The sequence below is a fragment of the Bacillus sp. F2HM genome (assembly GCF_019266135.1).
GTDB lineage: Bacteria > Bacillota > Bacilli > Bacillales > Bacillaceae > Bacillus > Bacillus safensis.
In genome coordinates, this window is the sequence record NZ_LRMO01000018.1 from 146331 (window position 1) to 172580 (window position 26250).

Genomic DNA, 26250 nt, shown 5'->3' on the forward strand with positions numbered 1-26250 from the left:
TTGAATCTCCCTTATGAATTGTAACACGATCACCGCTCAAACGGGGGAATTTTCTATCAATCCTTCTGCTTAAACGTTTCAATCCATTCTTCAATGCTCATGTTGTTCACACCCTCATACTGCACGACTTTTGACAAAAAAAGTTCTCCTTTCGTCAAATGAAGTGTGATCTGAACGGTGAGCAATAAAACAAGCTGAATGAACACCACTTTCAATAACCATCTTTCCATTGTCTTCATACAAAAAGCCTCCACGCTAGATTCTTTCCTCTCTAGTATGGAAGCTTTTTACACCCTTTATTCTTATGCTTTTTTCACACGTGTTAAAAGCTGCTGCTGGAAGCAGTATTTCATGATGTGCTGCTGGTGGTCATTTGTGATCTCTGAAAACTCCATGATCGCTCTTGTTTTGCCAGACTGTTCATCTTCATATACTCGATTCATCTCTGCAACCGCTTTTATTTTCACGGGCTCTTTTAGGGGAAGTTCAAACTCTGTGACCACTTCTCCATATTCTTTCAATGACACGCCCTCAGGAACAGAGATTGCTACGCCGCCAGCACTCATATTCACAATAAACGTCTCAAAGGCCTCTTCGTCCGTTTGCATGATAGTAGCTTTGACCATCGTATCCACTCTCAGATATTCTCTTCGCTGAAGGCGAATCATTTTTTCTTTTGGCGGAATGGAAATGACAATCATCGGAATATCTTCTTTTCTTTTTCCGATGACTTCGCTTGTACATTTGTATGGAATTTGGTTTTCGTCAAAAAAGAAGACGGTGATTTCTGTTTGCTGGTTTAAGTAGATGGTGCGTCCCGTTTCTTGATCAGCTGGATAATTAATGCAAATATCATCGTTATTATTTTCCAAAACCTTCGATTTTGCTGTTTTCACTTCTTTGTTCTCATTGACATATTCAATTGTGATTGCATCCCCTATTTGTAACATTCCTCATCACTCTTTTCATCTGTGAAATCGTATCCTCTCCTATATTAAACCATGTCTAAAACAAAAGGAAAAGACTTATTAGCCTTTTCCTCGTTTCCTCTTCTATAGGTCTTTATATATAGGTTCTGCGTTTTTTAGTTTATCTACTCGTTCCTCTTTTCCAGTATCTGCATTAATGAACATGCGATACGTATCGTTTTTTATCGTTCCGAGGAACTCATAGCACAGAACTTCCTCTGACATATCATTTTGTACAATCGCTAAATGAGTATCTTCGATCTTTACATGCTGATTTAATGTTTTCTTCGCTTCTTTTTGCGAGATTTTAGGTGCTTTAATGTCTCGTGTTTTATGATTCGTTAAGTAATCCTTCGCTGAAAACCCAACAACCTCACCATCGTCCAATGCGACTTTCATGCGTATACTATCTGGATAAAGCAGAACATTTTCCTGAAGAGGAACATAGGTAAATACACCGATATTATCAAATTGTGCACTTTCATCTAAATGGAACGATTCTGTGTCAAACCCTTGCTTCTTTAAAAAGCTGAGTGCTTTTTCTGATGCCTCATTTAAACTGATTTTCTGTTTTTTCACGTCACGATTCTGAAGAAGGTAGACTGGGTGTCCTCCTTTTTCAGTTAAATCTAAGTAAAAGTTTGCATGGCTGTCTGGATCAGACATCGATAAGCTGTACACGTCGCGATTGGTTTTGCTGCCGCTTTTTCTCACTTTAAAATGTTGATTATGGTCGGGTGTGAATTGCTGTGCAATGCGGATCGCTTCTTTTTTTGTAATCTTATCGCCTTTTAAATGATTGTAGCCTTGTGTTTCTTTTTCTGTGGACACATTTGTAGGCCCAAGATCGACATCTGCAAATGCATCTGCATTTCTCTCGACTGTTTTCAGCCCGTCAATGATGGTGTTGTCGTTCTTTCGATCGCCGTCAGCGAGCGCCATTTCAACATCCATCCATTTTAAGTTTTTATTAAGTACGAGGTGCTGCACTTGTCTAAGTTCGTTTTGGATATCTGACGCTTGATTATATAGAGCTGTAATGGTTTTGTGTGTATCTTTATTTAATGGTTCATCTGATAAAGATTTGACTGATGATTTGTAGCTAAAATCTCCGACATTCGCCAGAAATTCTTCCGTTTTATTAAAAGGCATCAATGTGAGAGGGAGCTGGCTGACATTGTTATGCGCTTCTGATGACATTCTCCATACATCTGCAAGTGCTGGTGAGATGGATGTTTGGCTGTTCATCGCAAGTGTTGCGCCCAGTTTGTCATGCAGCTGATCCACCTGATACGTTAAATCATGGAAGGCTCTTTGGTAGTTGTTCTCAGCATGAAGCAGCACGGCGTCTTTTTCTTGATGTTCTTTATAGCCCCAGTAACCTGTTGAGATGACAGCAATTCCTAAAATAGCAATCAATATTCCTCTGATCATTTATTTACACCCCTTTTTATTCGCAGAATATATGTTTCCCGATTCGTTTAATTTGTGGTCTTCCCCAAATCCAAGGACTTGTTGCTGTATCAGGATTAAAGTAATAGATGGCGCTCTCAGATGGATCCCAGCCATTGATTGCATCAAATACAGCTTTTTTTGCCGTTTCATCTGGCGTCATATAAAATTGTCCATCTGCTACAGCGGTAAACGCAAGCGGTTCAAAAATGACTCCTGCGATCGTATTTGGAAAGGTCGGATTGTTCAAGCGGTTTAAGATAACGGACGCGATGGCCACCTGTCCTTCATACGGCTCACCTCTTGCTTCACTGTAAACAGCTTGCGACAAGAGCTGAATGTCATTACTAGAAAAACCACCAGGCATGTTGGCTGCTGTTTGTTTTGGTGTTTGATTTCCCTGCTGGCTGCCTGACTGATTGCCAGACTTCCCAGATGATCCACTTTGACTTTTTTGATTTTCTTTTGTACCTTGTGCTGTCTTTTTTTGCGAACTTCTTTGCGCAGGAGCCTTTGTTTGCTGATCAAGAGGCTTCCCGCCATAATGGGTAAACTGGTTCCCTTGCTGCAGCTGCTTTTGAACAAACTCTTTGTAGTATTTCGTCTTTTGAACTAATAAGTTTTTTGTTTTCTGACCTACAAGTCCATCGACCTTCTTCATGCCAAATTGGCTTTGAAAGTTGCGAACGGCCCAGTACGTCCCCCAGCCATAGACGCCATCGATTTTGCCATTGTAAAACCCATTGTATTGGAGCCGCGCTTGCAGCTCGACTACATCTTCTCCTGTTGCCCCGCGCTGGATGACTTGGCCGGTGAATGCTTCACTTTTACTGGCTGTCAAAAGTGAAGACGCAAGAAGAACGATTGAGAAGATAAGAACAATTTGTTTCATGAAACGAGCTTTATCCATATTTGATCCTCCTGTACTTTTGATGTTTGAATATATGTTTCTTCCGATCCCTATTTTTATACATTCAACACAGGAGAGAATTGGATGGAAAAGACAAAAAAACGCCCTATAAACAAATAGGACGTTTTCCAAAATTAAATTTGCACCATTTTTACCGCACGGGCTTTTTTTGCTTTCCTTAAACCAAACCACCATAAAAAAATCATGAACGGCACCATGATATATCCCCAGTTTTTCATCCCTAATAGAATGAAATCATACAGGCCGTGAAACAGCACAGGGAGCGTTAAAGAAAGGATCAGCCATTTGCGCTGCTCTTTTTTATCAGAGAAGCGGGCTTTTCCGATATAAAAACCCATCACAACACCAAATAATGCGTGACTTGATACAGGTAATAAAGCACGGGTAAACGCATATTCGACCCCGTGACCGACTAAGTAAAGGATATTTTCAAGTGTTGCAAAACCAAGTGAGACACTCGTTCCATACACAATCCCGTCATAGTGTTCGTCAAACTGGGCATGCGCATAAACGCTGACCATTAAAATAAACCATTTTAATGATTCCTCTAAAAAGCCCGACGTCACAAATGAAATCAAGATAGGGTTTGTTGCGATATTTTCCTCTTGAAGGACATATTGAATAAACATGGTTGGAAACACAAGTATGACACCTAGCATAAAAGATCTGATGACCATGTGAACCGGCTCATTGTCGTACTGATCTTTCAAATAAAAATAACTTAAAAGTGCGATGCCGGGAGCTAAACCTGCTGAGATGATTGCGATCATAACCAGACCTCTTTCCCTACATTATCCTTCATTATCGTACCATGATTTACCCTTTTTTTATATGACTCGGGCCCATTTTTCTAAAAATATCTTTCTATATAATCCCAATTTATATAAAAAAGAACCGAACCCCTTTGAAGGGTTCAGTTCTTTTTTTATCCGTTCATTCTTTTGTTGATTTCTTCTGCAATGAGTCCGCCATGAAATCTTCCATTTTCGATGAAAATTTCATTGGCATTATTACCAGCAGCAATGACTCCCGCAATGAAAATACCTTCAACATTCGTTTCCATCGTCTGTTCATCAAATGCTGGACGGCCTGATTCTGGATCAATCTTGACACCCATTTTTTCTAAGAAAGAATGATCTGGGTGATAGCCAGTCATAGCAAATACATAGTCACTTTTCACTCGATCCGTTTGATCTTGCTGGTTTGTAAAAATCACATCTTCTTCTGTGATTTCTTTCACCTGCGCGCCAAACTCCATTCGAATCGTTCCATTACGGACAAGCGCTTCAAACTCTGGCAAAATCCAAGGCTTGATGCTGGATGAATATTCGGTTCCTCTATACAGCACAGTGACTCTGCTTCCGCATTTCACAAGTTCTAGCGCAGCATCCACACTGGAGTTCTTTCCGCCGATCACCGTCACATCTTTATCAAAATATGGATGTCCTTCTTTAAAATAGTGATATACGTGGGGAAGGTCTTCTCCTTTGACATTCATATAGTTTGGATGATCATAATAGCCAGTCGCAATGACGACGTAATCACATGAATAGTCGTCTTTTGATGTACTCACCGTAAAACGGCCATCTTGTTTCGTCACGGCGTTTACTTTTTCAAAAGCATGCACACGCAGTTTTTTTCGTCTGACGACCTCTCGGTAATAAGAAAGTGCCTGAATACGAACGGGCTTACGGTTCTCAGTAATAAAAGCGACATCACCGATTTCAAGTTTTTCACTTGTACTAAAAAAGGTTTGATGTGTTGGGTAATGATAAATACTGTTCACGACATTCCCCTTTTCAATCACAAGTGCATCAATCCCAATTTGCTTGAATGCGATGGCAGCTGATAACCCGCAGGGGCCGCCTCCTATTATGATCGCTTTTTCTTGTTTCATTTGTTCCACTCCTGTCATTTCACTGCAATAACAATTGCTGGGCTGTTTGATTCTTTGTTCCATTCCATAAAAAAATCTCCTATTTAAGGATAGGAGATTTTAAGGCGCGATGCAAATCAGCCGCTTAAATCCAGCCTCTGAATCGAGAAGCTTCAGCCATTTTACGTACACCGACCATATATGCAGCAAGACGCATATCAATTCGGCGGTTTTGCGCCATTTCATAAATATTATTAAATGATTTCACCATCATATCTTCTAAACGAGTTTCAACTTCTTCTTCTGTCCAGTAAAACCCTTGGTTATTCTGAACCCATTCAAAGTAAGAAACAGTTACACCACCCGCGCTCGCAAGCACGTCTGGAACAAGCAGTACACCACGATCTGAAAGAATTTTGGTTCCTTCCAGTGTCGTTGGACCATTTGCTGCTTCTACGACAATTTTGGCTTTAATGTTTGCCGCATTATCTTCTGTGATTTGGTTTTCAATGGCTGCAGGTACTAAGATATCACAATCCAGCTCAAGCAGCTCTTGGTTTGTAATTGTATCGTTAAATAGTTTAGTGACGGTTCCAAAGCTGTCACGTCGGTCAAGCAAGTAGTCAATGTCTAGACCATCTTCATCGTATAATCCGCCGTATGCATCTGAAATCCCTACGATTTTTGCTCCAGCATCATACATGAATTTAGCTAAGTAGCTTCCTGCATTCCCGAATCCCTGTACGACAACACGAGCTCCGTTAATGTCAATTCCTTTTTTCTTCGCCGCTTCTTTGATGCAGATCGTCACACCTTTTGCTGTTGCAGTATCACGTCCGTGTGATCCTCCAAGAACAATTGGTTTTCCTGTAATAAATCCTGGCGAGTTAAACTCATCAATTCTAGAATATTCATCCATCATCCATGCCATAATTTGAGAGTTCGTAAACACGTCTGGTGCTGGAACATCTTTTGTTGGTCCAACAATTTGACTGATGGCGCGAACATAGCCGCGGCTTAGTTTTTCAAGCTCTCTGAATGACATTTCTCTTGGATCACAGATAATACCGCCTTTTCCTCCGCCATAAGGAAGATCCACAATTCCACATTTTAAACTCATCCAAATTGAAAGCGCTTTTACTTCTTTTTCCGTAACGTTCGGGTGGAAACGGATTCCGCCTTTTGTTGGACCGACAGCATCATTGTGCTGTGCACGGTAACCAGTGAAAATTTTCACCGATCCATCATCCATACGTACTGGAATTTTGACCGTTAATAGACGAATTGGCTCCTTCAGCAATTCATACACTTCCTGCGGATACCCTAATTTGTCTAGCGCTTTATGTATGACGGTTTGAGTTGACTTTAAAACATCTAGCTTATCTTCTGCGTTATGAGCGGCGTTTTGATCGGCTGCCATTAAAATAAACCCCCTAGAAATCTTTCATGATCTACTGCTCCCTTTCAAGCAATAGTATACACCTTCGTACTGGTAAAGCAAAGGTAAAAAGCGTTTTTTATCAAAATAAAATATCAGCGTTTATAAATATAAAAAAGGATATAAAAAAATACTGTTGTTTCATCACAACAGTATTAAATATAATAGAAAAAAGTGATTAAAAATACATTTGAATCGTTTTCACAGCATCTTCTTGCATGATCACTTTTCCATATTCTTTTAGCCGGTGAATGGTGAGTGTCGTAGGTGAACCAAACTCTGCTAAAATCGAAATGACTGTATCAGCAGATAATTCTCCAACATCATCCAGGCTGAGATAATATTGACCTTCATAATGGTAAACTGTACCCCCTAAAAGTCCAATACGACTTAAACTATGGGACAGTTGAATCACATCTTCAAACGAGGCAAATTGATAGAGCACATGCTTACTCTCGTCGAGCTTGACTTGCATCTCAATGTAATCTTCATCAAACTCATCATCAGCATCTTCCTGCTGACTCTTTGTGACAATGACGACCATCCCCTGCGCCTGAAGAGAAAATACTTCAACTGCAATCGGTCCATTCGCTTCAAAACCGAGCTCCTGATTCGCTTCGTTCATCATGTCTTTAAACAGCTGATGGACTTTGAACGAATCTTTCCAAAGGTCTTCTTTCGTAAGACCTCGGTCTGTCAGGTCATCTAGTGTGAGAAAAATTTTGATTTTATTATAATTCAGACGCTCCAGTCGCATAACGTTCCCTCCTGCCTCTTCTAAACACACATCATACTGTAGTATATGAGATGATGAGTCATAGGTTCTTAATTTTGTATTCAGTTTACACTGTGTCAAGACGGAAGACAAGCATGAAGCTATGCTTACGGTGACTTTTATGGAAAATATTGAGGGTGCCGCAAGTTAACGTGTTTTTAGAGGCATTAAATAGATCAGATGGGTTTCTGGTTCTGCTCCGAGACGCATGGGAATTTTTGTTGTCCCGTAGCCATTACTAATGAGAAAGAACGCACCCTTGACCTGGCCTGTTCTTCCTTTTTCATATGGACCAAATTTCCCAATTCGGATCTGCCCCCCATGCGTATGACCGCTCAGGACAAGGTCGATTCCCTCTTCTTCACTCATCAAATGATGTACATCTGGATTGTGTGATAAGAGAATATTGACATCATCTTTCACAAACTCAGGCCGTATGGCTTCATAATCTGCTTTTTCAAGCCGAATATCATCAATTCCTCCGATTTTGATTCGCTGGCCTTCGAAATTCCATACAGCCGTTTCATTTTGCAAAGTCGTGACATTGTATGCATGAAGAATCTCTTTAAACCTTTGCTGGTGCAGCTCATGATCATTATTTCCCCAAACAAAATAAACCGGCGCAATTCTTGATAAACGTTTCACATTTTCTTCAATCCTTGCATAGGGTACACCTTTTTCTGCTAAATCTCCGCCAATCATAATCACATCTGGCTCTTCCTGTCTGATTTCTGCTAATAAAGTGTCACTGATGAGACGTCTGTGTGTATCAGAAATAAAGAAAATGACAGCAGGCCGATCTGATTGAAGTGCTTCTATTGTAAAATAATGCTTTTTGATGTTGTTTTGTTTTGCCGTTTTCACCATTTTTGCCGTTACACACACACCTGTTGTAACAGCCGCAATGGCGGCAGTAAATCCGATGGCATATTTCATCACAAATGGCTCCCTTACGTATCTTTCTTTCATAAGACGCTTGAAAGAAAAAAGACGTTTCAACTGTTAAACGTCTTTTTTCTCATTTATTTACTTTCATAATAGAGATTAATGTCATATTGCTTCTGCATAAAGTGAAAAACCGTCTCGCGCTCTTTCCACTGATTTGATTGAGGCCATAAATCTGTGCTTTTTTGTATAATTTCACATCTAAGCCGATGATATTCATCCTCAGCCTTTTCTTCTTTTTTCTTATAGTAATAAGAGGCGTAAAAAGCAAAGACCTCGGCCATGATCCAAAACAGAAATACTTCATGACCAAGCAGTGTTGCAATCATGGCTTCCGGCTGAAGCGAGCCGCCTCCCGCATTTGCCGTGATCACAAAATAAAACAAAAGAATGGCCAGCGATAGAAGGGCTGTCCATTGCCATCTTTTGCACTGCTTGGCAAAACCCTCATATTTATGCTTTCTTTTGATCAATGTTTCCATCATCTTCTGTGTCGGCTGATCCATATATCGGCTGATTGTGTGCAATGTCATCACATACACCCTGTCCCTTTTTTCTACATATGTATGTGCGTGCTTCTCCATTCATGTCAGGTGATTAGTTTTCTAGTGGAATATTTAGCACTTGACCACTGTACACGCTGTTACCTTTTAAATGATTATAGGCTCTAATTTTCTCTTCACCCGAACGGTTTTTGTAATACTTCATTGAAATTCGATACAGGTTTTCCTCTGGACCAACAGTGTGCTGTACGACACGGACTGGCTTTTCTTCCTGCTGCTTTTTCTCTTCGGCTTCTTTTCTTTTTTTCTCTTCCTGTTGCTTTTGCAAGGCTAGCTGCTGCTGTTCACGCTTTTTGGCAGCTTCAGCTCTCTCGCGTTCTTTTTTTTCTTTCGCTGCTTGTTCACGCTCTTCTTTCTCTTTAGCAGCTTTTTCTTTTTTCTTCTGTTCAGCTTTTTCTTTCAATCGCTGTTTTTCTTCCTCTTTTTTTTGCTTCTCATCATCAGACGCATCCGCTTTATCAGTATTAGAATCATTTTTCGTTTCGACAAGTGCTGACGGGACTGGGTCTGTGTCAGCACTTGATGTAGAATCAATATTATATACATCTTGATTATTATTATGGTTGATTTCCTTTGATGTGTAGTAGATCAAAAGGAAGAACACTGTGACAACGATAATAGGAAAGATAATAGCCAGTGTTGTAAATAATGGATTTCGCACCTTTTTCGTGCGCTGCTTTTTATATTCATGGAAATCTTCTCTTGTAGGAAAGTGAGAGTCATCTGAAGGCTGAACTTCTTCTTCAAAAATTTCCTCTGCATCATCATCATGGATGTTTGTCAGCTGCTCCTTCTTTCTCTTCATTCTCGACATTTCTTCCATGTTCATCCCTCCCCCTATATTTCAAACGAATTTGACAAGCAAAGACTAAGTCAATGACAAAATGGGTCATGACAGGAACAAATAAATTCCCCGTCCACTCGTATAAAAGTCCTAAAAAAATACTAATAGAAACCACAAGGATAAACAAGAGTATTTTTGATAAGTAGCGAAAGTGAAGGAGCGCAAACACAATACTGGCAATTTCCAATCCAAATTGCTGCTGGACGATCCCTCGGAATAGAATTTCCTCTGAAAAGGCGATGAGCAGTGTTAACCAAACAATATGCGGGATGCTGCGGTTTTTGAACATTTTTTCATTTAAACCGCCATCATCATACATATGAGCAGGAAACACCTTCATGACAATCGCATCCACGATGATCACAAGCACAGCGCCGCCAATTCCATAAGTCAGTATCCGCGCATCTTGGATCTCCCAAAGGGATGTAAAATCTGTCCAATGATCGAACATAAATATACCTAGTAAAAAGGAAATGACCAGCATCAGCAGCTGCGTGAAATACAGCTGTTCTACCACTTGTCGATCGGTTAATTTTTCGATGATCCGGCGATGTTGTTCAATCAATGCTGCGCCTCTTTTGTCAGATGAAACATACGATCCAGCACGATCTTCCAGTGTTTCATTTCATTCAGCTCCAATGGTTGATCTTTTTTTTCATAATCAGACAGGTCAAGTCCGCAAGAAGAGCAGCAGCTGCCAGAGGATGCGCTCTCCGTTTGATCAAGCTGTTCGTAAAAGTATGATAACAGAGATTGTCTAAAGCAGCTATGATCTGTGATTCGCTCTTTAAATTGCCACACTTTTCTCAGTTTTTCTGTTTGTCTGTCCTGCAATTTCTCTTTCAGTTTCACCAGGAGCACACGCGGCTCGTCAGACTGATACATCCTGTAATAATGGATCAGCATTCTTGCACGTGTCTCCTGAAGCCCTGATTCCATCAATTGTTCACGTAATTTCTTTTCATCATTTGTCTGCATTTGTGTCAGCCTAGCTAAGAAGAAATTAATTTCTGGCTCATCAAAGCCCTCTGCTTGTATTAAATGCTGTTGAATGTCCGCATCCTCTTCTGTATATAAAAGAATGCTGACACTCTTTTTCCCGTCCCGTCCTGCTCTTCCAATTTCCTGCATAAATGCTTCAATTGACTGCGGCGGGCTCATATGAATAACAAATCGTATATCTGCTTTATCAATTCCCATTCCAAAAGCACTTGTACAACAAATGAGGTCAAGCTGTCCGCTGATAAATTGCTGCTGAATAAGCATACGGTCTCCTGCATCCATCCCGCCATGGTAATACTCTACACGCTGATGGGTTTTTTGTTTCATTATGAGCGCCATATCTTCTGTCATTTGCCGGGTCGGGCAATAAATCAGGCCAGGGCCTTGCAGGAATTCCACAAGCTCAATGGCCCGTTTCTCTTTTGCTTCTTTCGTTTCGTGCGCTTCTTTGACTAATGCGATGTTTGGCCGGTTGACAGAATGGATATGAAAGTCTGGATGCTGCAATCTTAACGTTTGCACGGTATCTTTTAGCGTTTGTTTCGTTGCTGTTGCCGTCAGTGCTAATGCGACAGGATGACCTAACGCTTCTCTCCATTCTCCCAGCTTGGAATATTCCGGACGGAAATCATGCCCCCATTCCGATATACAATGGGCTTCATCGACGACGAACAGACCAATATGCATCGATTTGAGCTGTTCTAGCAGCACCTCTGACATTAATGCCTCAGGCGCGACAAATAAAAATTTATATGATGGCAAATGCCGAATGATATGTCGCCTTTCCTGAAAAGACAATGTGCTGTTCAGTGCCGCCACTCGTTTTTCTCCGCGCATTTTCATTCGTTCGACTTGATCCTCCATAAGCGATAACAGCGGCGAAATAATGAGAACTAATCCTTCAGTCATATAGCCGGGAATTTGATAGCAGATGGACTTTCCGCCGCCAGTAGGCAGCATGGCAACCGTATCTTTCTGATTCAGTACACTTTGAATAATGTTCTCTTGACCTGCCTTAAATGAGTCGTAACCAAAATATCGCATGAGCGTCTGATGAAGCTTATCCATTTGCTTTCACCATCCTTGTCAGAGCCAATCGTATTTGAAAATAAGTAAATGGATGTTCGAGTTTTTCTTTAATCAGCTTCATTTTATTTGTTTGAAGCTCCCTGGCTACTGCATGAATGGCCTGCTGCTCTTCTTCGCTCACATACGGCTCTATTGAGAAGCTCGGTTCATGTATGGAAAGCTCGACAATATGGTCTTCGATCGTTGCCTTTTTTAATGAACGAATGTGAGCAATCTGATCAATATCATAGCCTTTTTGCACAAGCTCGAGCGTTTTATGGGTAGAGGTTGTTAGCACGCGTTTGAATTCAAGGTCACCTACGAGCTGCTGCATGACCTGCGCTTCACCTTTTTGGGCAGCATGAATAAAATAATGGAGGACATTCCAAAAAAGCAGGTACACATACCACACATCTTCTTTTAGCCACTCTGCCATTTGCTGATACGTACGCCCAATTCTTTCATTTGAGGTCAATGAATAAACAAATATCAGCGCCTCTTGATCACTTATACGGCTAAGGAGCTTTTCGAGTTCATGATGCAGCTCTTCCGAAAGCTTATTCTTCTCGTGATGCTGTTTTAAGAAGGATTTCGTCCAGCTTTGTACAGATACATCTCTTTGTATTGGGACATATTGATGCGATCCAGCCAGATGGTGAGACAGCACTTGTACAAGTAACGAGAGCCTCATCCATAGCACCTTTGCTTTATCATGATATTTGGCACCATGAAAATAAGCGGGCATCGGTTTTTCTGAGAAATACTGGTTTAGCATATGCTGTCCTGCATCTGTAACAGTGAATGTCTCCCCTGTTTTTTTGATGTAGTGCTTTTCGTCAAGTTTTATAGTAGAGCGATTCAGCTGATTCCTCGTAAACCCCGGGTAACAGCCGAAATACTTTGAAAGCTGAAACAAACTGGCATCCTGTATGGTTTGTGATGATTTTTTCCCTTTAAAAAGATGGTAGACAGCACTTATGGAGCGTTCGCCGTTCAATTTATATACGCTGTCCATTAACATGACATCCAAGTAATGAAGAGTCATTCGCCAAAGCACCTGTCTTCCTGACAAAATACGAATATTTTCTCCCTTTATTTTAACAGATTTCATAGAAGAAGAAATGTTTAAACTCAATTTGTGGGGGAAAGTTATGAACAAACCCTTATGTGATAAGCATTCTCAATCACTTTACAGTTGAAATGTGAAATTAAAATCATTACAATAAGGTTTGAGGAAATTGTTTTTTATCGGTGAAACTAAAAAGGTTAGACCATTTGTTCCATCGAACAATCTGGGAGGTATTTTTTTAACATGGCAAAATATACAATTGTAGACAAAGACACATGTATTGCTTGCGGCGCATGCGGTGCAGCTGCTCCAGACATTTATGATTATGATGATGAAGGCATTGCATTTGTTACGCTTGATGACAACCAAGGGACTGTAGAAGTTCCAGAAGTACTTGAAGAAGATATGCTTGATGCATTTGAAGGATGTCCAACAGATTCAATCAAAGTTGCGGACGAATCTTTCGATGGTGACCCGCTTAAGCATGAATAGTATAAAAGCCCCTTATGCAGGGGCTTTTTTTATATTAACTATTTTGAAGTCGGCGTTTATTTTCAAACCATGGACGCATTTTCACAAAAATGAGGCTAAACACGATGGTAATGATGATGCCTTTAATAAGATTAAAAGGCAATATCCCTGCTGTTATCGTCGCCTTGAGCATATTATCCGAAAGTTGAGGTGCATTTAAAAACCATGTGTAAGCCGGCAGAAACAGGAAGTAATTTAAAATACTCATCATCACAGTCATAAGCACTGTGCCCAAGAACATAGACCATACAATTCCCTTTGCGGATTTGATTTTTTTGAAAATGAAGGCCACTGGTAAAATGAACAATACACCTGCTGTAAAGTTCGCTACTTGATCAACAGGAACACCAGACATACTGCCATGAATGAGATAATGCAGTACATTTTTTAATGCCTCAACAGCAATCCCTGCACCCGGCCCATAAATTAAAATCGCAATAATTGCTGGAATATCGCTGAAATCAATTTTCAAATATCCTGGAAGCCCAGGGAACGGGAAGTTTAATAACATTAAAACAAATGAAATACTGCTAAGCATACTGATTACAACTAAACGCTTTACTTTACTTTGATTCAATATTCTCTCTCCTTTTCGATCAAATCTTTCGAAAAGAGGATTGTTCCATTTTAGCCACAAAAAAACCGCCCTTGAAAACAGGAGCGGGGAAATTGGGCTAGACAAATAAACGTGTGAACATCAATGTTTTCAACGTTTACGAACCTCCATCTTCTCCCATCCAGACTATACTGTCGGCTTCGGAATCACACCGAATCCTGCCAAAAAGGCTCGCGGGCTTAGAGACTATGCTCATCACCGCCGGTAGGGAATTACACCCTGCCCCGAAGATTGATCATTATTCAATTCGACATCATTATATATGATATATGAGCATTTGTACAGATAAAAATCCTGAGCAAATTCATCAGTTTTAAGAAATCGTAAAAAACACAAAAATTATAATGACAAATGCGCAAAAATTGGTTATCTTTTGTTTAAAGGTGTTCATTCTTTATAAAGACACAAAGAAATGTTCGTGTTTTCTTTTTCACTTTACTGCTTTAATTTGATTGACACAGTGAAAAGGAATATGGTAAATTATCAGATATTTATGACGTTTATTTTAGGAGGAAATCTTACGATGTTTCGAGTATTAGTCTCAGATAAGATGAGCAATGATGGTCTTCTACCACTTTTAGAATCAGATTTTGTTGAAATTGTCCAAAAAAATGTAGCAGAAGCAGAAGATGAATTACACACGTTTGATGCCTTACTTGTCAGAAGTGCCACGAAAGTAACGAAAGAGCTTTATGAAAAAATGACTTCATTAAAAATTGTCGGCCGTGCTGGTGTGGGAGTAGACAATATTGACATTGATGAAGCGACCAAGCATGGCGTCATTGTAATCAATGCACCAAACGGTAATACGATCTCGACAGCTGAGCATACGTTTGCTATGATTTCATCACTTATGCGTCATATTCCGCAGGCCAATATTTCTGTCAAATCAAAAGAATGGAACAGAGGTGCTTATGTTGGTGCTGAGCTTTACGGAAAATCTCTTGGGATTGTCGGCTTAGGCAGAATCGGAAGTGAAATCGCCCAGCGTGCAAGAGCATTTGGCATGACAGTCAACGTGTTTGACCCATTTCTCACAAAGGAACGTGCAGAAAAAATTGGCGTCAATGCGAAATCACTTGATGAAGTACTCGAAGTATCAGATATTATTACTGTACATACGCCATTAACAAAAGAAACACGAGGACTTCTCAATAAAGAAACGATTGCAAAAACGAAAAAAGGTGTTCGCCTTGTAAACTGTGCGCGCGGCGGCATTATTGACGAAGCTGACCTTCTTGAGGCACTTGAAAGCGGCCATGTGGCAGGAGCTGCACTCGATGTATTCGAGGTAGAACCGCCAACTGATAATCCGCTTGTGGATCATCCACACGTCATTGCAACTCCGCATCTTGGTGCCTCTACAAAAGAAGCACAATTAAATGTAGCGGCGCAAGTATCTGAAGAAGTCCTTCAATTTGCAAAAGGCCTTCCTGTCATGTCATCTATTAATCTACCAGCGATGACAAAAGACGAGTTCAAAAAGATTCAGCCTTATCATCAATTTGCAGGAAAACTTGGACGTCTTGTCTCTCAATCCATGAGAGAACCTGTAAAAGAAGTAGGCATTTCTTATGAAGGCTCTATTTCAAAACTCGAAACATCCTTTATCACAAAGAGTCTCCTGTCAGGGTTTTTAAAAGAGCGTGTTGATTCGACTGTGAATGAAGTAAATGCTGGAATGGTCGCAAAAGAACGAGGCATTAGCTTTAGTGAAAAAATCTCTTCCAGCGAATCTGGTTACGAGAACAGTATTTCTATTGAAGTCAAAGGTGATCTTTCAACCTTTACTCTAAAAGCGACTTACATTCCGCATTTAGGGGAACGCGTTGTTTCTATTAATGGCTTTAATATTGATTTTTACCCAGATGGACACCTTGTCTACATCCAGCATACAGATGCACCTGGTGTGATTGGAAAGGTTGGACAGATTTTAGGCGACCATGATGTCAACATCGCAACAATGCAGGTGGGACGTAAAGAAAAAGGCGGCGAAGCCATTATGATGCTTTCTTTCGACAAGCATCTTGAGGACGAAATTGTGAAAAAATTAACTGAAGTGCAGGATATTCTTTCTGTCCGCCTGATTGATCTATAAAAAACTGTGATAAACCTCATGCTTTTGCATGAGGTTTATTTTGTTGAAACCATTAAACGGTCTCCTGTTCGAATGAGGTGAGTGGTCAGCTCATTGATCTTTTTCAACTGTTCCACAGTCATTTCATGCGCCTTTGCTATCGACCAAAGGGTATCCCCTTGTTTAATGACATATGTATTTTTTTCATGTCCATTTACATGAAGAGCCGGCTCTTGGAAACGTTCTACAGCAATCATTTTGAGCGGATCTACCGCATCCTTTTTGCTTACTGACCAATTTCCACGATGTACCTCAAAATGCAAATGAGTGCCTCTGGAGGCTCCTGTGTTGCCAATTATGCCAATCGGCTGTCCCGCTTGTACATGGTCACCCTTTTTCACAAAACGCTCGTGTAAATGAGCATAGACAGTTTCATATCCGTTTGGATGCTGAATAAATACAACTTCTCCATATGTAGCCGATACATACGAACGCGTGACCACACCTTCACTTGCAGCAAAAATGGATTCTCCTTCTGGCGCAGCTATATCTAATCCCTTATGCGAGCCGCCCCTTGTCCCAAACAAGTCAGTGACTTCTCCTTTCACTGGTTCCACCCATTCGGTTGTCTTCTGCGCATGGGCAAATGGCGCTAAGATCAAGAGCAAAAAACAGCTGGCACCTATGAAGCAATACCTTTTCATCAGTGACTCCCCTTCTTTGAGGTTCTTTTCATGACAGCTTAGTATACAGCAAGAAGACCATTTTCTATACATCAAAAAAGAACGCAATGAAATGCTTGCGTCCTTTAACGTTCTTTTATGACAACTGGATTCGGCAGAGCCGGTACCTCTATTGGTTCATTTAATTCATATGGTCCTACTTGATCTGTTCCTGCATATTGAATGGTGACATCTGTAAAACCAAAATCTTTCGCTGTGAGCAGCAGACCTTCAATGAGTAGAGTATGATTAATTGAGTCCGATAATTGTGCTGATGCTCCAAACGTGATGGTTACATGCTTACCTTTTGATGTCACTTCTTTAATGGGTTCTTCTTTAATTAATGGTTCAAGTCCAGAATCACTCGTGCGTTTCATGGCCTCTACCGCATCTTCATAAGTAGAATAATGTGTTTTTGAGGGCACCAAAAAAGTCCCGCTCTTATTTTCTAGCACGTAATAAGCTTTCCTCGTTTGTTTATCAATTGATATCGTGCCAAAGCTGCTAGTCCCTAATTGAAGATGAGAGCCTTTGACTGACCTGACCTCCACTTGTTTATACCTGCTCCATTTGAGCGTTTCTTTTACCATATCTTTAAATCGATTGGCTTCCTTTATCGTATCAAGGGACAAATCATTTTTTAACTGAAAAACAAGTGTATTCCCATTTTCACGAAGATCCACCATCTCAAGATATGATTGAAGAGGCTTTGTCATTTCAGGCAGCTGCACCTGTTCATATGTGTTCATCATTTCCTGCAAATGGCCATGTTCATTCTCTTTTTCAATACTAATAGGAACCACTTGAGATGTCGATTCATCTATGTATACAACCGTCATATACTTTTTCTTGTCTTCATGAGAAACAACGTGTGTGGTACCATTTGCCTGTTTGACCGGCTCTAATGTGGCATTTGCCTGTCCTTTGTCAGCACTTGATTCCATTTTCATCTGTTTATGCTGTTCTTGAGCAGCCGGCTGAAATAAATGAGGAGAAATTAAAAACGCCATAAATAAAACCACAACGGTTGCCACCGCTGGACCGATCCATTTGACACTTTTCTTTTTCTTCCCGCTTGCCATCAGCACCTGCTGGTATATCTGCTTAGATGAACGGTTGTCCTCCACCTTTGGAAGCTGACTTAGTAACACCTTGATTCGTTCTTCGCTCCAATCGGACCTGTTCGTTTTCATTCACTAGCTCCTCCTTCAAAAGCTCCATATGTTTTCGGAGCACTTTCAGGCCTCGGTGCTGCGTTGTTTTGACTTTGCTTTCCGAGAACTTTAGCGCCTTTGCCGTCTCCATGATTGAGTAGCCCTGGATAAACCTTAAAATGATGACAGCTCTTTGATCAATCGTGCAGTGATCAAGCGCGGCATAAATTTCTTTAGTATTTTCATCCTGTACAGCCAGTTCGTCTGGGAGCAAGTCTGGGTCTTTTACATCCTGCTTATCCCAATCAAACGTGCCGAGTACCCGTTGTCTTATGGTTTGCTGTTTGCGAAACCAGTCAATCGCTACATGCCTTGCAATTGAAAACAGCCATGTTTTCTCGCTGCTTCTTCCTTCAAAAGTTTTATATGAGTGAAGTACCCGAATGTAAACCTCCTGTACGAGATCCTCTGCCTGATTTTTATCTTTAACCATATAAAATAAAAACTGGTACAAATCTTGATGGTACGAATCATATATTTTTTGAAAGGTTTCATGCATAGGAAACCCCTCCGTTCACTTATTTTTGTCGAGTGACTCTTATAAAACGTTACATTACAACTTTATGACAAATATATTACAAGTTCGACAGTTTGGAAAGGGCTTTTTGTTTAACTTCTCCTTAAAAATTTGAAAATAGAAAAAACACTTCATTTTCTTTACGAAAAGAAGTGTTTCTCATGTAACAAGATTCTTCGTCAAGATTAGACGAGTTCCTGCTTTTTTCTCGGAATATAAAATGTGAAGTGTGTACCTGCACCCGCTTTGCTATGAGCATGTATAGAGCCTTGATGCGCCTCGACGATGTTCTTCACAATCGCAAGGCCAAGTCCAGTACCAGAACGTCCTCTTGTCCTTGCTTTATCGGCTTTATAGAAGCGTTCGAAAATAAAGGGCAGATCCTCTTCCGGAATTCCGCTCCCCGAATCTTTTACATCCATTTTCAGTCCGTTCTCCACCGATTGAACCGAGAAGTGAACCTCGCCGCCCTCTGGTGTATGACGAATGGCATTATCAATGAGATTCGTAAACACTTGCTCAATCTTATCTGGATCGAATACAAAGTTCGGTTCATCCACTTGAATATCATACGTAAGGTCGATTTGTTTTTCTTTCGCAATCCCGAGAAACTTACGGTAGATCTTCTCAGTCAGCTCTTCCGTATCTGTTGATTCAAGATTCAGTGTAATATGACCTGCTTCCATTCTCGCTAGATCTAGAAGATCATTTACAAGTCGTCCCATTCGAAGTGATTCATCATAGATAATTTGCGCAATCTCTTTCTTTTCCTCTTCTGATCCTGCAATATCATCTACAATCGCCTCACTGTACCCTTGCAGCATGGCAATTGGCGTACGAAGTTCATGACTGACATTGGCAATGAAGTCTTTTCTCAGCTTATCAAGTCTTCGTTCCTCCGTCATATCACGAAGGACTGCAACTGCTCCCCTGACATCCTGCTGATTATACAGCGGAGACATGAGAAGAACCCAGGTACGCCCTTGCAGCGTAACTTCGATCATTTGCTCTTTTTCTGTGCTGACAGCTGTATGAAATAGCTCGCGCGCTTCTGGCGGCAGTTCATCTCCATCTTTGATTTTCATATTTTGCTCATAATACCATGCCTGTAAAAATCGTTCTGCTGGAGGATTTGTCATCAAGATCGTTCCATCAATATTGATGGTGATGACGCCATCAGCCATACTGCTTAAAATATTAGATAAATGTTCTTTTTCTTGATTTAAGGCTGTGATATGGAATTTAAGCTGCTTCCCCATTTGATTAAAGGCGATCGCCAGTTCTCCAATTTCATCTTGCGTTAAAATAGGAATCTTTGTATCAAATTTCCCTTTCGCCAAATCTTGTGCACCCTCTCTCATCTTTCTGAGAGGATAGGTGACACGTGTTGACAAGAAGAAAGCGAATATAGTGGTCAGTACAATCGCAATTCCGGCGGCTAAAAAGATGTAGCGTGTCGTATGTTTCGTTGTTTGTTCTACAGCGAGGAGTGACTGAGAAAGAAAGACCATGCCTTTTTTTCCATTCGCCTCATATGGAACACCGACTACAATCCGTTCATCTTTTCGATTGCCTGCATCAGGTTCTGCACGTTTACTGATTTTTTTACGATCTTGCAGTGCTTGATTTAAATCGCTGTCTGCTTCAATTTGTTTCTTTGTAATCGCAGGAAGCTTGCCGTCTTTTTCAGACGAATACCACTCTAGCCCGTCCTCTTGGATGATCGCAATACTCGTCAATTTGTCAGCGAGCTCTGATGTAATCGACCTTGCAAGCGATTGATCCTCATGGCTTTCTAAAATGACCGCTACTTTGTTTGCCATTTGTGTTAAATCAGATTTTGCTTCTTCTACATGATAATTCTCAATGAACTCTAAAAGAAGCACAGTTAAAATAGATAAAACGATCAGGACGAGGAAAAGAATGGTTAACCATAGCTTTCCTACAACACTTTTCCACAGTTTCATTCAGCGCCGACCTCAAATTTGTACCCGACACCCCATACAGTAACGATTTTTTTCGCTGCTTCTGGTGACACTTTATTCAGTTTTTCACGAAGACGTTTGACATGGGTATCAACTGTTCGTAAGTCTCCAAAGAATTCATATTGCCATACTTCTTTTAGCAGCTTTTCTCTGTCATAGACCTTATCTGGTGTTTTTGCAAGGAAATATAAAAGCTCATATTCCTTCGGCGTGAGGCTGACTTCTTTGCCATCAGCCGTCACTCTATGTGCATCATGGTCAATAGAAAGATGAGAAAACACAAGAACATCCTTTGTTGTTGTCCCAGTATTCAAATAAGACGTTTGAGACGATCTTCTGAGCAATGCCTTTACACGTAAAACCACTTCACGCGGGCTGAAAGGTTTGACGATGTAGTCATCCGTTCCTGCCTCAAATCCTTGAACGCGGTTGGCTTCTTCTCCTTTTGCCGTCAGCATAATGATTGGAGTCGCTTTTTTGTCTCGAATTTGATTACACACTTCGATTCCATCTGTACCAGGCATCATTAAATCGAGCAAAATGAGGTCGTAATCGGTTTGAAGCCCTTTTTGAATCGCCTCATCTCCATTTTCCGCTTCATCGATTTCATATTTTTCACGTTCTAAATACATTTTTAAAAGACGGCGAATTCTTGCCTCATCATCTACGACTAATATTTTCGTTTGAGTTGTGTGTTCCATTAGACAGTCCTCCTGCTTTCTCCGTTGTTACATTCATTTTAACAAAAAGCCGAATTGAATCATAAAAGTTGGCTTTTCCTTGTGATTATGCGTAAGAATGAAGCCCCGCAATGACAAGGTTGACAAAGATGAGATTAAACATAATAATGGCGAAGCCGATCACAGCAAGCCAAGCGGACTTTTCACCATGCCAGCCTCGCGACAAGCGAAGATGAAGATAGGCAGCATAAAAGAGAAACGTAATCAATGCCCATACTTCCTTCGGGTCCCACCCCCAAAACCTAGTCCATGCAATTTGCGCCCAGATCATAGCAAAGATCAGCCCGCCTAACGCAAATACTGGGAAACCAATCGAAACCGCCCTATACCCAATTTCATCAACTAAATCTAGGTTCACCTGTTTCACTAGCGGTTGAAGCAGTGCGCTTAGTCGTTTGCGAATGATCAATCGAATGAGTCCGTATATGATCAGCCCTACGCCAAATGACCATAACACCGTATTGACCTTTCTACCTGAAAAAACAGGCGGCAGCTCAACAAACGGTTCCAAACGATCTTCCGTCACAAGCTCCCCTTTATGAGGTCCGACAAGAGCTGGCAGCTCATAGACCATCTCACTTTTTTCTTTATTTTTATCGATCCAATTAAATGTCGCTTCATATCCTGTCATTCTAAAGATAGACGTGACAGCGATAAATGCAAGTGTGACCACAATCATAAACATGACAAGCTCTAAACCAAACGTCTTCTTCCCTGGCTTTGTTTGATCCACATGCTTTAATAGAAAGATGACACCTGCCACAAAGCTGATGGCTAAAATGGCTTGGCCAAGTGCTGCTGTTGTCACGTGAATATAAAGCCAATTACTTTGAAGTGAAGGAATCAGCGGTGAAATATCTGATGGGAACATACTTGCATAGGCAATAATCAATAAAGCGATTGGAAGTGTGAATAAACCAAGTACAGACACTTGATACACAAAATATAAAATGATGAATGCAAGCACCAGCATCATGCCAAAAGACGTTGTGAACTCAAACAAATTACTGACTGGTGCATGACCAGATGCGATCCATCTTGAAATAAAATAGCCCAACTGGCTCAAAAAACCGATGATGGTAAGCGTAATGCCAATGAGTGCCGCCTTATTCCTGCGCGGTCCTTCTTCTTTCTTTTTTCCCTTAATGGCACCACCAAAAAAAGGAACTGCCGCTAAATAAAATAGAAAAGCTGCAAATAACAGATTTTCACTGACTGCCGCCATCTAATCCTTCCCCCTTGCTTTTGCTGATACTTGTTGTATCAGGCAGTTCTTTTTGATCAACTGGCTGTTTGATGCCACTGCCGTTCAGTAACACACCAAGATCGGACTTTAAGCCGAACCAGTTTTTGTTTGTATGTCCTGCCACCAATACTTTTCCATCCTTTGCCGACAGCCAGATTCTTCTATGCTGCCAATACATCCCCTGCACGACACCAATCATGAAGATGATTCCGCCTACTATGAGCACGCCAAGTGTTAAATCCTTTCTCACTGTTAACCCTGTGACGTTTTTCGTTTCAACCCGGTCAAACTTCATTTTATATAGATTGTTATCAGAACCCTCTACTGTCTCTTGAATGGCGACAAAGCTTTTTTCACCTTTAGGTTTTTCAGGAGAAATCATTTCAAACACGAAAGCAGGATTATTCGGATTTCTTGTTTTCGTACTTGGCGTTCCATCATCGTCAAAATAAAAATCAGGCAGATAGCTCATCACCTTGACTTTGTAACCGCTACCAAGATCATATTCTGACTTAGGCTCCAGCAGATTAATCTTCACTGTACCGAAAGATTTTTCTGTATCTTTACGAATCAGCTGAAAGACCATTTGATCGAGTTCATTTTGCTTAAAATCCACTTGATATAATGAGAAATTGTCAAACTTGAGCGGTTCATTCACTTTGATATCGTGTTCTGTTACCTGCTTCAGCTTGGGCTTTTCACCAAATACAACTTCTCCTTCACGTTTGTATAAAACGGCATCCGTTTTATAGCTTTTCACCACTTGACCATCGCCAGCTTTTTCAATGGCATTCTCAAACACTTCTTTTTCATTTCCAGTTTCATAGCGATCAATTGAAAACGCATTATTTTTCAAGAAGTATTGACCATCCGTACCTGGAATTGGTGCAGTTTCCCCTTCTCTGACCCACAGCGTTTCATCCACGTACATACCCGGGACAAACCGGAGCATCGCTCCAATGAGAAAGATGATTAGTCCAATGTGATTGACGTAAGGTCCCCAGCGTGAAAAACGTCCTTTTTCGGCTAAAATATGCCCATTTTCTTCTCGCACGCGGTAACGCTTTTGTTTCATTGCTCTTATGATGCCTTCATATGTATGCTGATCTAATGTTTTGTCTGTCTCGCTAAACAGACGCTGTCTTCTCATAAAGCCTTCTTTTTTGATAACCCCTTGGTTTTTGAGTGCTCGATAAAGAGGAATAACACGGTCGAGACTGCAAATAACAAGGGAGATTCCGATAGATGCGACAAGAGCTAAAAACCACCAAGAATTATAAAGATCATGGAATCCAAGTGTGTAATACAGCTTGCCAAACGATCCATATTGCTCTTCATAATACGTGGAAGCAGATGCACCTGGCGGAATAAATCGCTCCTGCGGAAAAATCGTTCCAAGCGAAGAAGCGAGCAGTGTAATGACAATCAGCCACACACCCACTTTAACGGAAGAAAAAAAGTTCCATACTTTATCAACAATCGTTTTGTTGTATGTTTGCGAGCGTCTTGCACTGCCGTCATATCTCATATCAAGCAGCTTTGAAGAGTTTTTCTCTTTAGCCGCAATGGGATTCCCGCATGATTCACATAGAACAGTACCGATTGGATTAATATGTCCACACTCGCACTTTACCTCTTTCATTCTATGACCCCTTTGGTTTAATCAAATTCATATATTCATAGACATTACGTTCTGTCATCGTTCCTTTTATGACTTTGATTACCTTGCCTTCAGGACTGATTAAAAATGTGGTTGGCAGCGGCGTAATATCATATGCCTCTGTCACTTGACGATCTTTGTCCATGGCAACAGGAAAATTCACGCCATAGGATTCCATAAAATTTTTCACGGCAATCTTGGATTCCGCAACATTGACTGCAACAATTTCCACACCGCGATCCTTGAACACTTCATATTGATTCGCCATATAAGGAAATTCTTGTTTACACGGACCACACCATGTACCCCAAAAATTAAGAAAGACACCTTTGCCTTTTAAGTCCTTTAACTCAATCCGATCCCCATCGACAGATTGAAGGACAAAGTTTGGCGCAATAGATCCTTCTTTGACTCGATCCTGTTTGGCAAATACTGAGTTATACATTGTATAACATAGTGCCGCAAGCATCACGAGGAGAATGCCCGTCCGTATGAAAAACCGTCTTTTTTTCATCTGAAGTACCCCTTCCCCATAGACATTCAGGTAAATTATAGCATTCTCCTTCTTTTGATGCTTCTTCATTTTTTGAAGTTTATGTGAAAATTAAAAAGCGCTTTTCCCATGATCGGCAATTGCTCTCAGGCGCTTTACTTCATGCGGAGACAATTCTCTGCGGTCTCCTGGTCTCATACCTTCAATATGAAGGAACGAATATTGCTCCCTTTTTAGCTTTAACACATCATGTCCAATCGCTTCAAACATGCGGCGCACCTGTCTGTTTCTGCCTTCGTGAATGGTTAATTGAACAATACAAGTTTGCTTTCGTTTATCAATAGAAAGCATTTTCGCACGAGCAGGTGCTGTTTTTTTATGATCTAACATGATCCCTTTTTCTAGCTTTCTAAGCAGTTCCTTTGATGGAATGCCTTTTAGCTTCGCTGCATACGTTTTATCAATTTCGTATTTCGGGTGCATGAGCTTATGGGCAAATTCCCCATCATTTGTAATCAAAATCAAACCGCTCGTATCATAATCTAACCGGCCGATTGGGTAAAGACGCTGCGGGACATCATCAAAGAAATCTGTGACGACCTTGCGTCCTTTATCATCCTCGGCAGCCGAAATGACGCCGCGCGGTTTATAAAGCATAAAGTAAACCGGTTCTTCTCTTTCAAGCTTTAATCCATTGACTTCAATTTTATCTGAAGAGCCCACCTTCACTCCGAGCTCTGTCACTGTTTGACCATTAACGGTAACTCGTCCTTCTTTAATTAATTCTTCAGCCTTTCGTCTTGAAGCGACGCCGGCATGTGCAATTACTTTCTGTAAACGTTCCATTTGTCTTTCACCTCATGTACTATCTTACTTGCTTGACTTAAAACAAACAAGCATTCGTGGAAAAATAAGCGTTTCGTCTGTCTAATTTCAGCTAAAAAGCGATTTTCCATCCATGAAATACAAAAAAGCGCCTGATTAGGCGCCGCTAAATAACAAACTGACGATAATCACAGAGGCAATGACACCAATGAGATCTGCTAACAAACCTACTTTCAGCGCATCTCCCATTTTTTTAATCCCGACTGCTCCAAAATAGACCGTTAAAATGTAAAGGGTGGTGTCTGTTGACCCTTGCATGACAGCTGCAAGCTGGCCAATAAAAGAATCTGGGCCATACGTCGCTATCAAGTCTGATGTCATTCCAAGTGCAGCCGTTCCTGATATCGGGCGAATAAACGCAAGCGGCACCACTTCTGGCGGGAAACCAATCGCTGTAAAGACTGGTTTTAATAGTCCCATAACAAAATCAAGCGCACCTGACGCACGGAATATCGTAATGGCTACAAGCATACCGACTAAATAAGGAATGATTGAAAAGGCAATTTGAATGCCCTCTTTTCCTCCCTCTACAAATGTTTCATAGGTTGGTACCTTTTTAATGGTTCCAGCAATCAAAATCCCTGCGATGATCAGTGGAATCAAAGCAAGTGACAGCCAGTTAATAAATGCCAC

General features: G+C 40.8%; 27 protein-coding genes and 1 riboswitch. Of the genes, 2 read left to right on the forward strand and 25 right to left on the reverse strand.

Annotated elements, in window-relative coordinates:
• Window positions 1-56: 56 nt before the first annotated feature.
• The 14 genes from AWT60_RS11980 to AWT60_RS12045 all read right to left on the reverse strand — a co-directional run bounded on the left by AWT60_RS11980 (window position 57) and on the right by AWT60_RS12045 (window position 12907).
• Window positions 57-239 carry a YpfB family protein gene (locus AWT60_RS11980; RefSeq protein ID WP_041109645.1) on the reverse strand — a complete coding sequence of 61 codons (183 nt, stop codon included), beginning with the start codon at window positions 237-239 and terminating at the stop codon, window positions 57-59.
• 63 nt (window positions 240-302) lie between these two features.
• On the reverse strand, window positions 303-950 hold the full coding sequence (locus tag AWT60_RS11985; protein WP_041109646.1) for a flagellar brake protein: 648 nt from the start codon (window positions 948-950) through the stop codon (window positions 303-305).
• A 102-nt stretch (window positions 951-1052) separates the two neighbouring features.
• On the reverse strand, window positions 1053-2402 hold the full coding sequence (ypeB, locus tag AWT60_RS11990; RefSeq protein WP_041109647.1) for a germination protein YpeB: 1350 nt from the start codon (window positions 2400-2402) through the stop codon (window positions 1053-1055).
• A gap of 16 nt (window positions 2403-2418) precedes the next feature.
• Window positions 2419-3330 (reverse strand): spore cortex-lytic enzyme, encoded by a 912-nt coding sequence (gene sleB / locus AWT60_RS11995; protein WP_202738866.1) that lies wholly within the window; start codon window positions 3328-3330, stop codon window positions 2419-2421.
• 134 nt (window positions 3331-3464) lie between these two features.
• The gene (prsW, locus tag AWT60_RS12000) at window positions 3465-4121 is read right to left on the reverse strand and encodes a glutamic-type intramembrane protease PrsW (RefSeq protein WP_024422824.1); all 657 of its coding nucleotides are present in this window, start codon (window positions 4119-4121) and stop codon (window positions 3465-3467) included.
• Between the two features lie 155 nt (window positions 4122-4276).
• Window positions 4277-5248: a YpdA family putative bacillithiol disulfide reductase gene (locus AWT60_RS12005; protein ID WP_041109649.1), complete on the reverse strand. Its 972-nt coding sequence runs from the start codon at window positions 5246-5248 to the stop codon at window positions 4277-4279.
• A gap of 124 nt (window positions 5249-5372) precedes the next feature.
• Window positions 5373-6647 carry a Glu/Leu/Phe/Val family dehydrogenase gene (locus AWT60_RS12010; protein WP_007500982.1) on the reverse strand — a complete coding sequence of 425 codons (1275 nt, stop codon included), beginning with the start codon at window positions 6645-6647 and terminating at the stop codon, window positions 5373-5375.
• Between the two features lie 196 nt (window positions 6648-6843).
• Complete coding sequence (locus AWT60_RS12015; protein ID WP_024428080.1) at window positions 6844-7422, reverse strand: genetic competence negative regulator; 579 nt, start codon at window positions 7420-7422, stop codon at window positions 6844-6846.
• A gap of 165 nt (window positions 7423-7587) precedes the next feature.
• A complete protein-coding gene (locus tag AWT60_RS12020; RefSeq protein WP_076841009.1) occupies window positions 7588-8376 on the reverse strand; it encodes a metallophosphoesterase in 789 nt (262 codons plus the stop codon).
• A gap of 86 nt (window positions 8377-8462) precedes the next feature.
• A complete protein-coding gene (locus AWT60_RS12025) occupies window positions 8463-8918 on the reverse strand; it encodes a DUF2663 family protein (RefSeq protein ID WP_041109651.1) in 456 nt (151 codons plus the stop codon).
• 64 nt (window positions 8919-8982) lie between these two features.
• Window positions 8983-9771 (reverse strand): LysM peptidoglycan-binding domain-containing protein, encoded by a 789-nt coding sequence (locus tag AWT60_RS12030; RefSeq protein WP_041109652.1) that lies wholly within the window; start codon window positions 9769-9771, stop codon window positions 8983-8985.
• The gene (locus AWT60_RS12035; protein ID WP_041109653.1) at window positions 9716-10357 is read right to left on the reverse strand and encodes a CPBP family intramembrane glutamic endopeptidase; all 642 of its coding nucleotides are present in this window, start codon (window positions 10355-10357) and stop codon (window positions 9716-9718) included. Before AWT60_RS12035 ends, AWT60_RS12030 begins: the two co-directional genes overlap by 56 nt.
• A complete protein-coding gene (locus AWT60_RS12040; RefSeq protein WP_218677299.1) occupies window positions 10354-11862 on the reverse strand; it encodes a RecQ family ATP-dependent DNA helicase in 1509 nt (502 codons plus the stop codon). The genes AWT60_RS12035 and AWT60_RS12040 overlap by 4 nt, the downstream gene beginning before the upstream one ends.
• Window positions 11855-12907, reverse strand: a complete 1053-nt coding sequence (locus tag AWT60_RS12045; RefSeq protein WP_218677300.1) for a YpbB family protein — start codon at window positions 12905-12907, stop codon at window positions 11855-11857. The genes AWT60_RS12040 and AWT60_RS12045 overlap by 8 nt, the downstream gene beginning before the upstream one ends.
• 267 nt (window positions 12908-13174) lie before the next feature.
• On the opposite strand from AWT60_RS12045, the gene AWT60_RS12050 reads away from it, so the two are divergent.
• Entirely contained in the window at window positions 13175-13423 is a 249-nt protein-coding gene (locus AWT60_RS12050; RefSeq protein ID WP_008361239.1) for a ferredoxin, read from the forward strand.
• 34 nt (window positions 13424-13457) lie between these two features.
• On the opposite strand, the gene fmnP is transcribed toward AWT60_RS12050, so the two are convergent.
• Complete coding sequence (fmnP, locus tag AWT60_RS12055; protein WP_024428075.1) at window positions 13458-14039, reverse strand: riboflavin transporter FmnP; 582 nt, start codon at window positions 14037-14039, stop codon at window positions 13458-13460.
• A 144-nt stretch (window positions 14040-14183) separates the two neighbouring features.
• Window positions 14184-14314: riboswitch (FMN riboswitch) on the reverse strand.
• A gap of 287 nt (window positions 14315-14601) precedes the next feature.
• On the opposite strand from fmnP, the gene serA reads away from it, so the two are divergent.
• Window positions 14602-16176, forward strand: a complete 1575-nt coding sequence (serA, locus tag AWT60_RS12060; protein ID WP_024422834.1) for a phosphoglycerate dehydrogenase — start codon at window positions 14602-14604, stop codon at window positions 16174-16176.
• Window positions 16177-16211: 35 nt separating this feature from the next.
• Here serA and AWT60_RS12065 read toward each other — a convergent pair whose 3' ends face one another.
• The 10 genes from AWT60_RS12065 to AWT60_RS12110 form a co-directional block, all read right to left on the reverse strand.
• Entirely contained in the window at window positions 16212-16859 is a 648-nt protein-coding gene (locus tag AWT60_RS12065; protein WP_202738862.1) for a M23 family metallopeptidase, read from the reverse strand.
• A 104-nt stretch (window positions 16860-16963) separates the two neighbouring features.
• On the reverse strand, window positions 16964-18070 hold the full coding sequence (locus AWT60_RS12070; protein ID WP_218677301.1) for a sigma X negative regulator: 1107 nt from the start codon (window positions 18068-18070) through the stop codon (window positions 16964-16966).
• Entirely contained in the window at window positions 17982-18590 is a 609-nt protein-coding gene (gene sigX, locus AWT60_RS12075; RefSeq protein ID WP_024422837.1) for an RNA polymerase sigma factor SigX, read from the reverse strand. Before sigX ends, AWT60_RS12070 begins: the two co-directional genes overlap by 89 nt.
• Before the next feature lie 203 nt (window positions 18591-18793).
• Window positions 18794-20575, reverse strand: coding sequence for an ATP-binding protein (locus AWT60_RS12080; protein ID WP_041109660.1), 1782 nt, complete (start codon window positions 20573-20575; stop codon window positions 18794-18796).
• Complete coding sequence (locus AWT60_RS12085) at window positions 20572-21294, reverse strand: response regulator transcription factor (RefSeq protein WP_075623424.1); 723 nt, start codon at window positions 21292-21294, stop codon at window positions 20572-20574. The genes AWT60_RS12080 and AWT60_RS12085 overlap by 4 nt, the downstream gene beginning before the upstream one ends.
• Before the next feature lie 85 nt (window positions 21295-21379).
• Window positions 21380-22558, reverse strand: coding sequence for a c-type cytochrome biogenesis protein CcsB (ccsB, locus tag AWT60_RS12090; RefSeq protein ID WP_218677302.1), 1179 nt, complete (start codon window positions 22556-22558; stop codon window positions 21380-21382).
• Window positions 22542-24221, reverse strand: coding sequence for a cytochrome c biogenesis protein ResB (gene resB / locus AWT60_RS12095; protein ID WP_218677303.1), 1680 nt, complete (start codon window positions 24219-24221; stop codon window positions 22542-22544). Before resB ends, ccsB begins: the two co-directional genes overlap by 17 nt.
• Window position 24222: 1 nt before the next feature.
• Window positions 24223-24753 carry a thiol-disulfide oxidoreductase ResA gene (resA, locus tag AWT60_RS12100; protein WP_024422841.1) on the reverse strand — a complete coding sequence of 177 codons (531 nt, stop codon included), beginning with the start codon at window positions 24751-24753 and terminating at the stop codon, window positions 24223-24225.
• Between the two features lie 90 nt (window positions 24754-24843).
• Window positions 24844-25578, reverse strand: a complete 735-nt coding sequence (gene rluB, locus AWT60_RS12105) for a 23S rRNA pseudouridine(2605) synthase RluB (RefSeq protein ID WP_024422842.1) — start codon at window positions 25576-25578, stop codon at window positions 24844-24846.
• 135 nt (window positions 25579-25713) lie between these two features.
• Window positions 25714-26250: a spore maturation protein gene (locus tag AWT60_RS12110; protein WP_024422843.1), complete on the reverse strand. Its 537-nt coding sequence runs from the start codon at window positions 26248-26250 to the stop codon at window positions 25714-25716.

What these genes read in the sequence shown, in the direction of transcription:
- AWT60_RS12025 (WP_041109651.1), bottom strand. Translation starts at nt 8,918, where the DNA reads ATGACATTGCACACAATCAGCCGATATATGGATCAGCCGACACAGAAG.
- AWT60_RS12085 (WP_075623424.1), bottom strand. Translation starts at nt 21,294, where the DNA reads ATGGAACACACAACTCAAACGAAAATATTAGTCGTAGATGATGAGGCA.
- sleB (WP_202738866.1), bottom strand. Translation starts at nt 3,330, where the DNA reads ATGGATAAAGCTCGTTTCATGAAACAAATTGTTCTTATCTTCTCAATC.
- AWT60_RS12040 (WP_218677299.1), bottom strand. Translation starts at nt 11,862, where the DNA reads ATGGATAAGCTTCATCAGACGCTCATGCGATATTTTGGTTACGACTCA.
- AWT60_RS12065 (WP_202738862.1), bottom strand. Translation starts at nt 16,859, where the DNA reads ATGAAAAGGTATTGCTTCATAGGTGCCAGCTGTTTTTTGCTCTTGATC.
- prsW (WP_024422824.1), bottom strand. Translation starts at nt 4,121, where the DNA reads ATGATCGCAATCATCTCAGCAGGTTTAGCTCCCGGCATCGCACTTTTA.
- AWT60_RS12070 (WP_218677301.1), bottom strand. Translation starts at nt 18,070, where the DNA reads ATGAAAACGAACAGGTCCGATTGGAGCGAAGAACGAATCAAGGTGTTA.
- rluB (WP_024422842.1), bottom strand. Translation starts at nt 25,578, where the DNA reads ATGGAACGTTTACAGAAAGTAATTGCACATGCCGGCGTCGCTTCAAGA.
- resA (WP_024422841.1), bottom strand. Translation starts at nt 24,753, where the DNA reads ATGAAAAAAAGACGGTTTTTCATACGGACGGGCATTCTCCTCGTGATG.
- AWT60_RS12015 (WP_024428080.1), bottom strand. Translation starts at nt 7,422, where the DNA reads ATGCGACTGGAGCGTCTGAATTATAATAAAATCAAAATTTTTCTCACA.
- AWT60_RS11980 (WP_041109645.1), bottom strand. Translation starts at nt 239, where the DNA reads ATGAAGACAATGGAAAGATGGTTATTGAAAGTGGTGTTCATTCAGCTT.
- AWT60_RS12020 (WP_076841009.1), bottom strand. Translation starts at nt 8,376, where the DNA reads ATGAAATATGCCATCGGATTTACTGCCGCCATTGCGGCTGTTACAACA.
- serA (WP_024422834.1), top strand. Translation starts at nt 14,602, where the DNA reads ATGTTTCGAGTATTAGTCTCAGATAAGATGAGCAATGATGGTCTTCTA.
- AWT60_RS12080 (WP_041109660.1), bottom strand. Translation starts at nt 20,575, where the DNA reads ATGAAACTGTGGAAAAGTGTTGTAGGAAAGCTATGGTTAACCATTCTT.
- ccsB (WP_218677302.1), bottom strand. Translation starts at nt 22,558, where the DNA reads ATGGCGGCAGTCAGTGAAAATCTGTTATTTGCAGCTTTTCTATTTTAT.
- ypeB (WP_041109647.1), bottom strand. Translation starts at nt 2,402, where the DNA reads ATGATCAGAGGAATATTGATTGCTATTTTAGGAATTGCTGTCATCTCA.
- sigX (WP_024422837.1), bottom strand. Translation starts at nt 18,590, where the DNA reads ATGCATGAAACCTTTCAAAAAATATATGATTCGTACCATCAAGATTTG.
- AWT60_RS12005 (WP_041109649.1), bottom strand. Translation starts at nt 5,248, where the DNA reads ATGAAACAAGAAAAAGCGATCATAATAGGAGGCGGCCCCTGCGGGTTA.
- AWT60_RS11985 (WP_041109646.1), bottom strand. Translation starts at nt 950, where the DNA reads ATGTTACAAATAGGGGATGCAATCACAATTGAATATGTCAATGAGAAC.
- AWT60_RS12045 (WP_218677300.1), bottom strand. Translation starts at nt 12,907, where the DNA reads ATGACTCTTCATTACTTGGATGTCATGTTAATGGACAGCGTATATAAA.
- AWT60_RS12030 (WP_041109652.1), bottom strand. Translation starts at nt 9,771, where the DNA reads ATGGAAGAAATGTCGAGAATGAAGAGAAAGAAGGAGCAGCTGACAAAC.
- AWT60_RS12050 (WP_008361239.1), top strand. Translation starts at nt 13,175, where the DNA reads ATGGCAAAATATACAATTGTAGACAAAGACACATGTATTGCTTGCGGC.
- AWT60_RS12010 (WP_007500982.1), bottom strand. Translation starts at nt 6,647, where the DNA reads ATGGCAGCCGATCAAAACGCCGCTCATAACGCAGAAGATAAGCTAGAT.
- resB (WP_218677303.1), bottom strand. Translation starts at nt 24,221, where the DNA reads ATGAAAGAGGTAAAGTGCGAGTGTGGACATATTAATCCAATCGGTACT.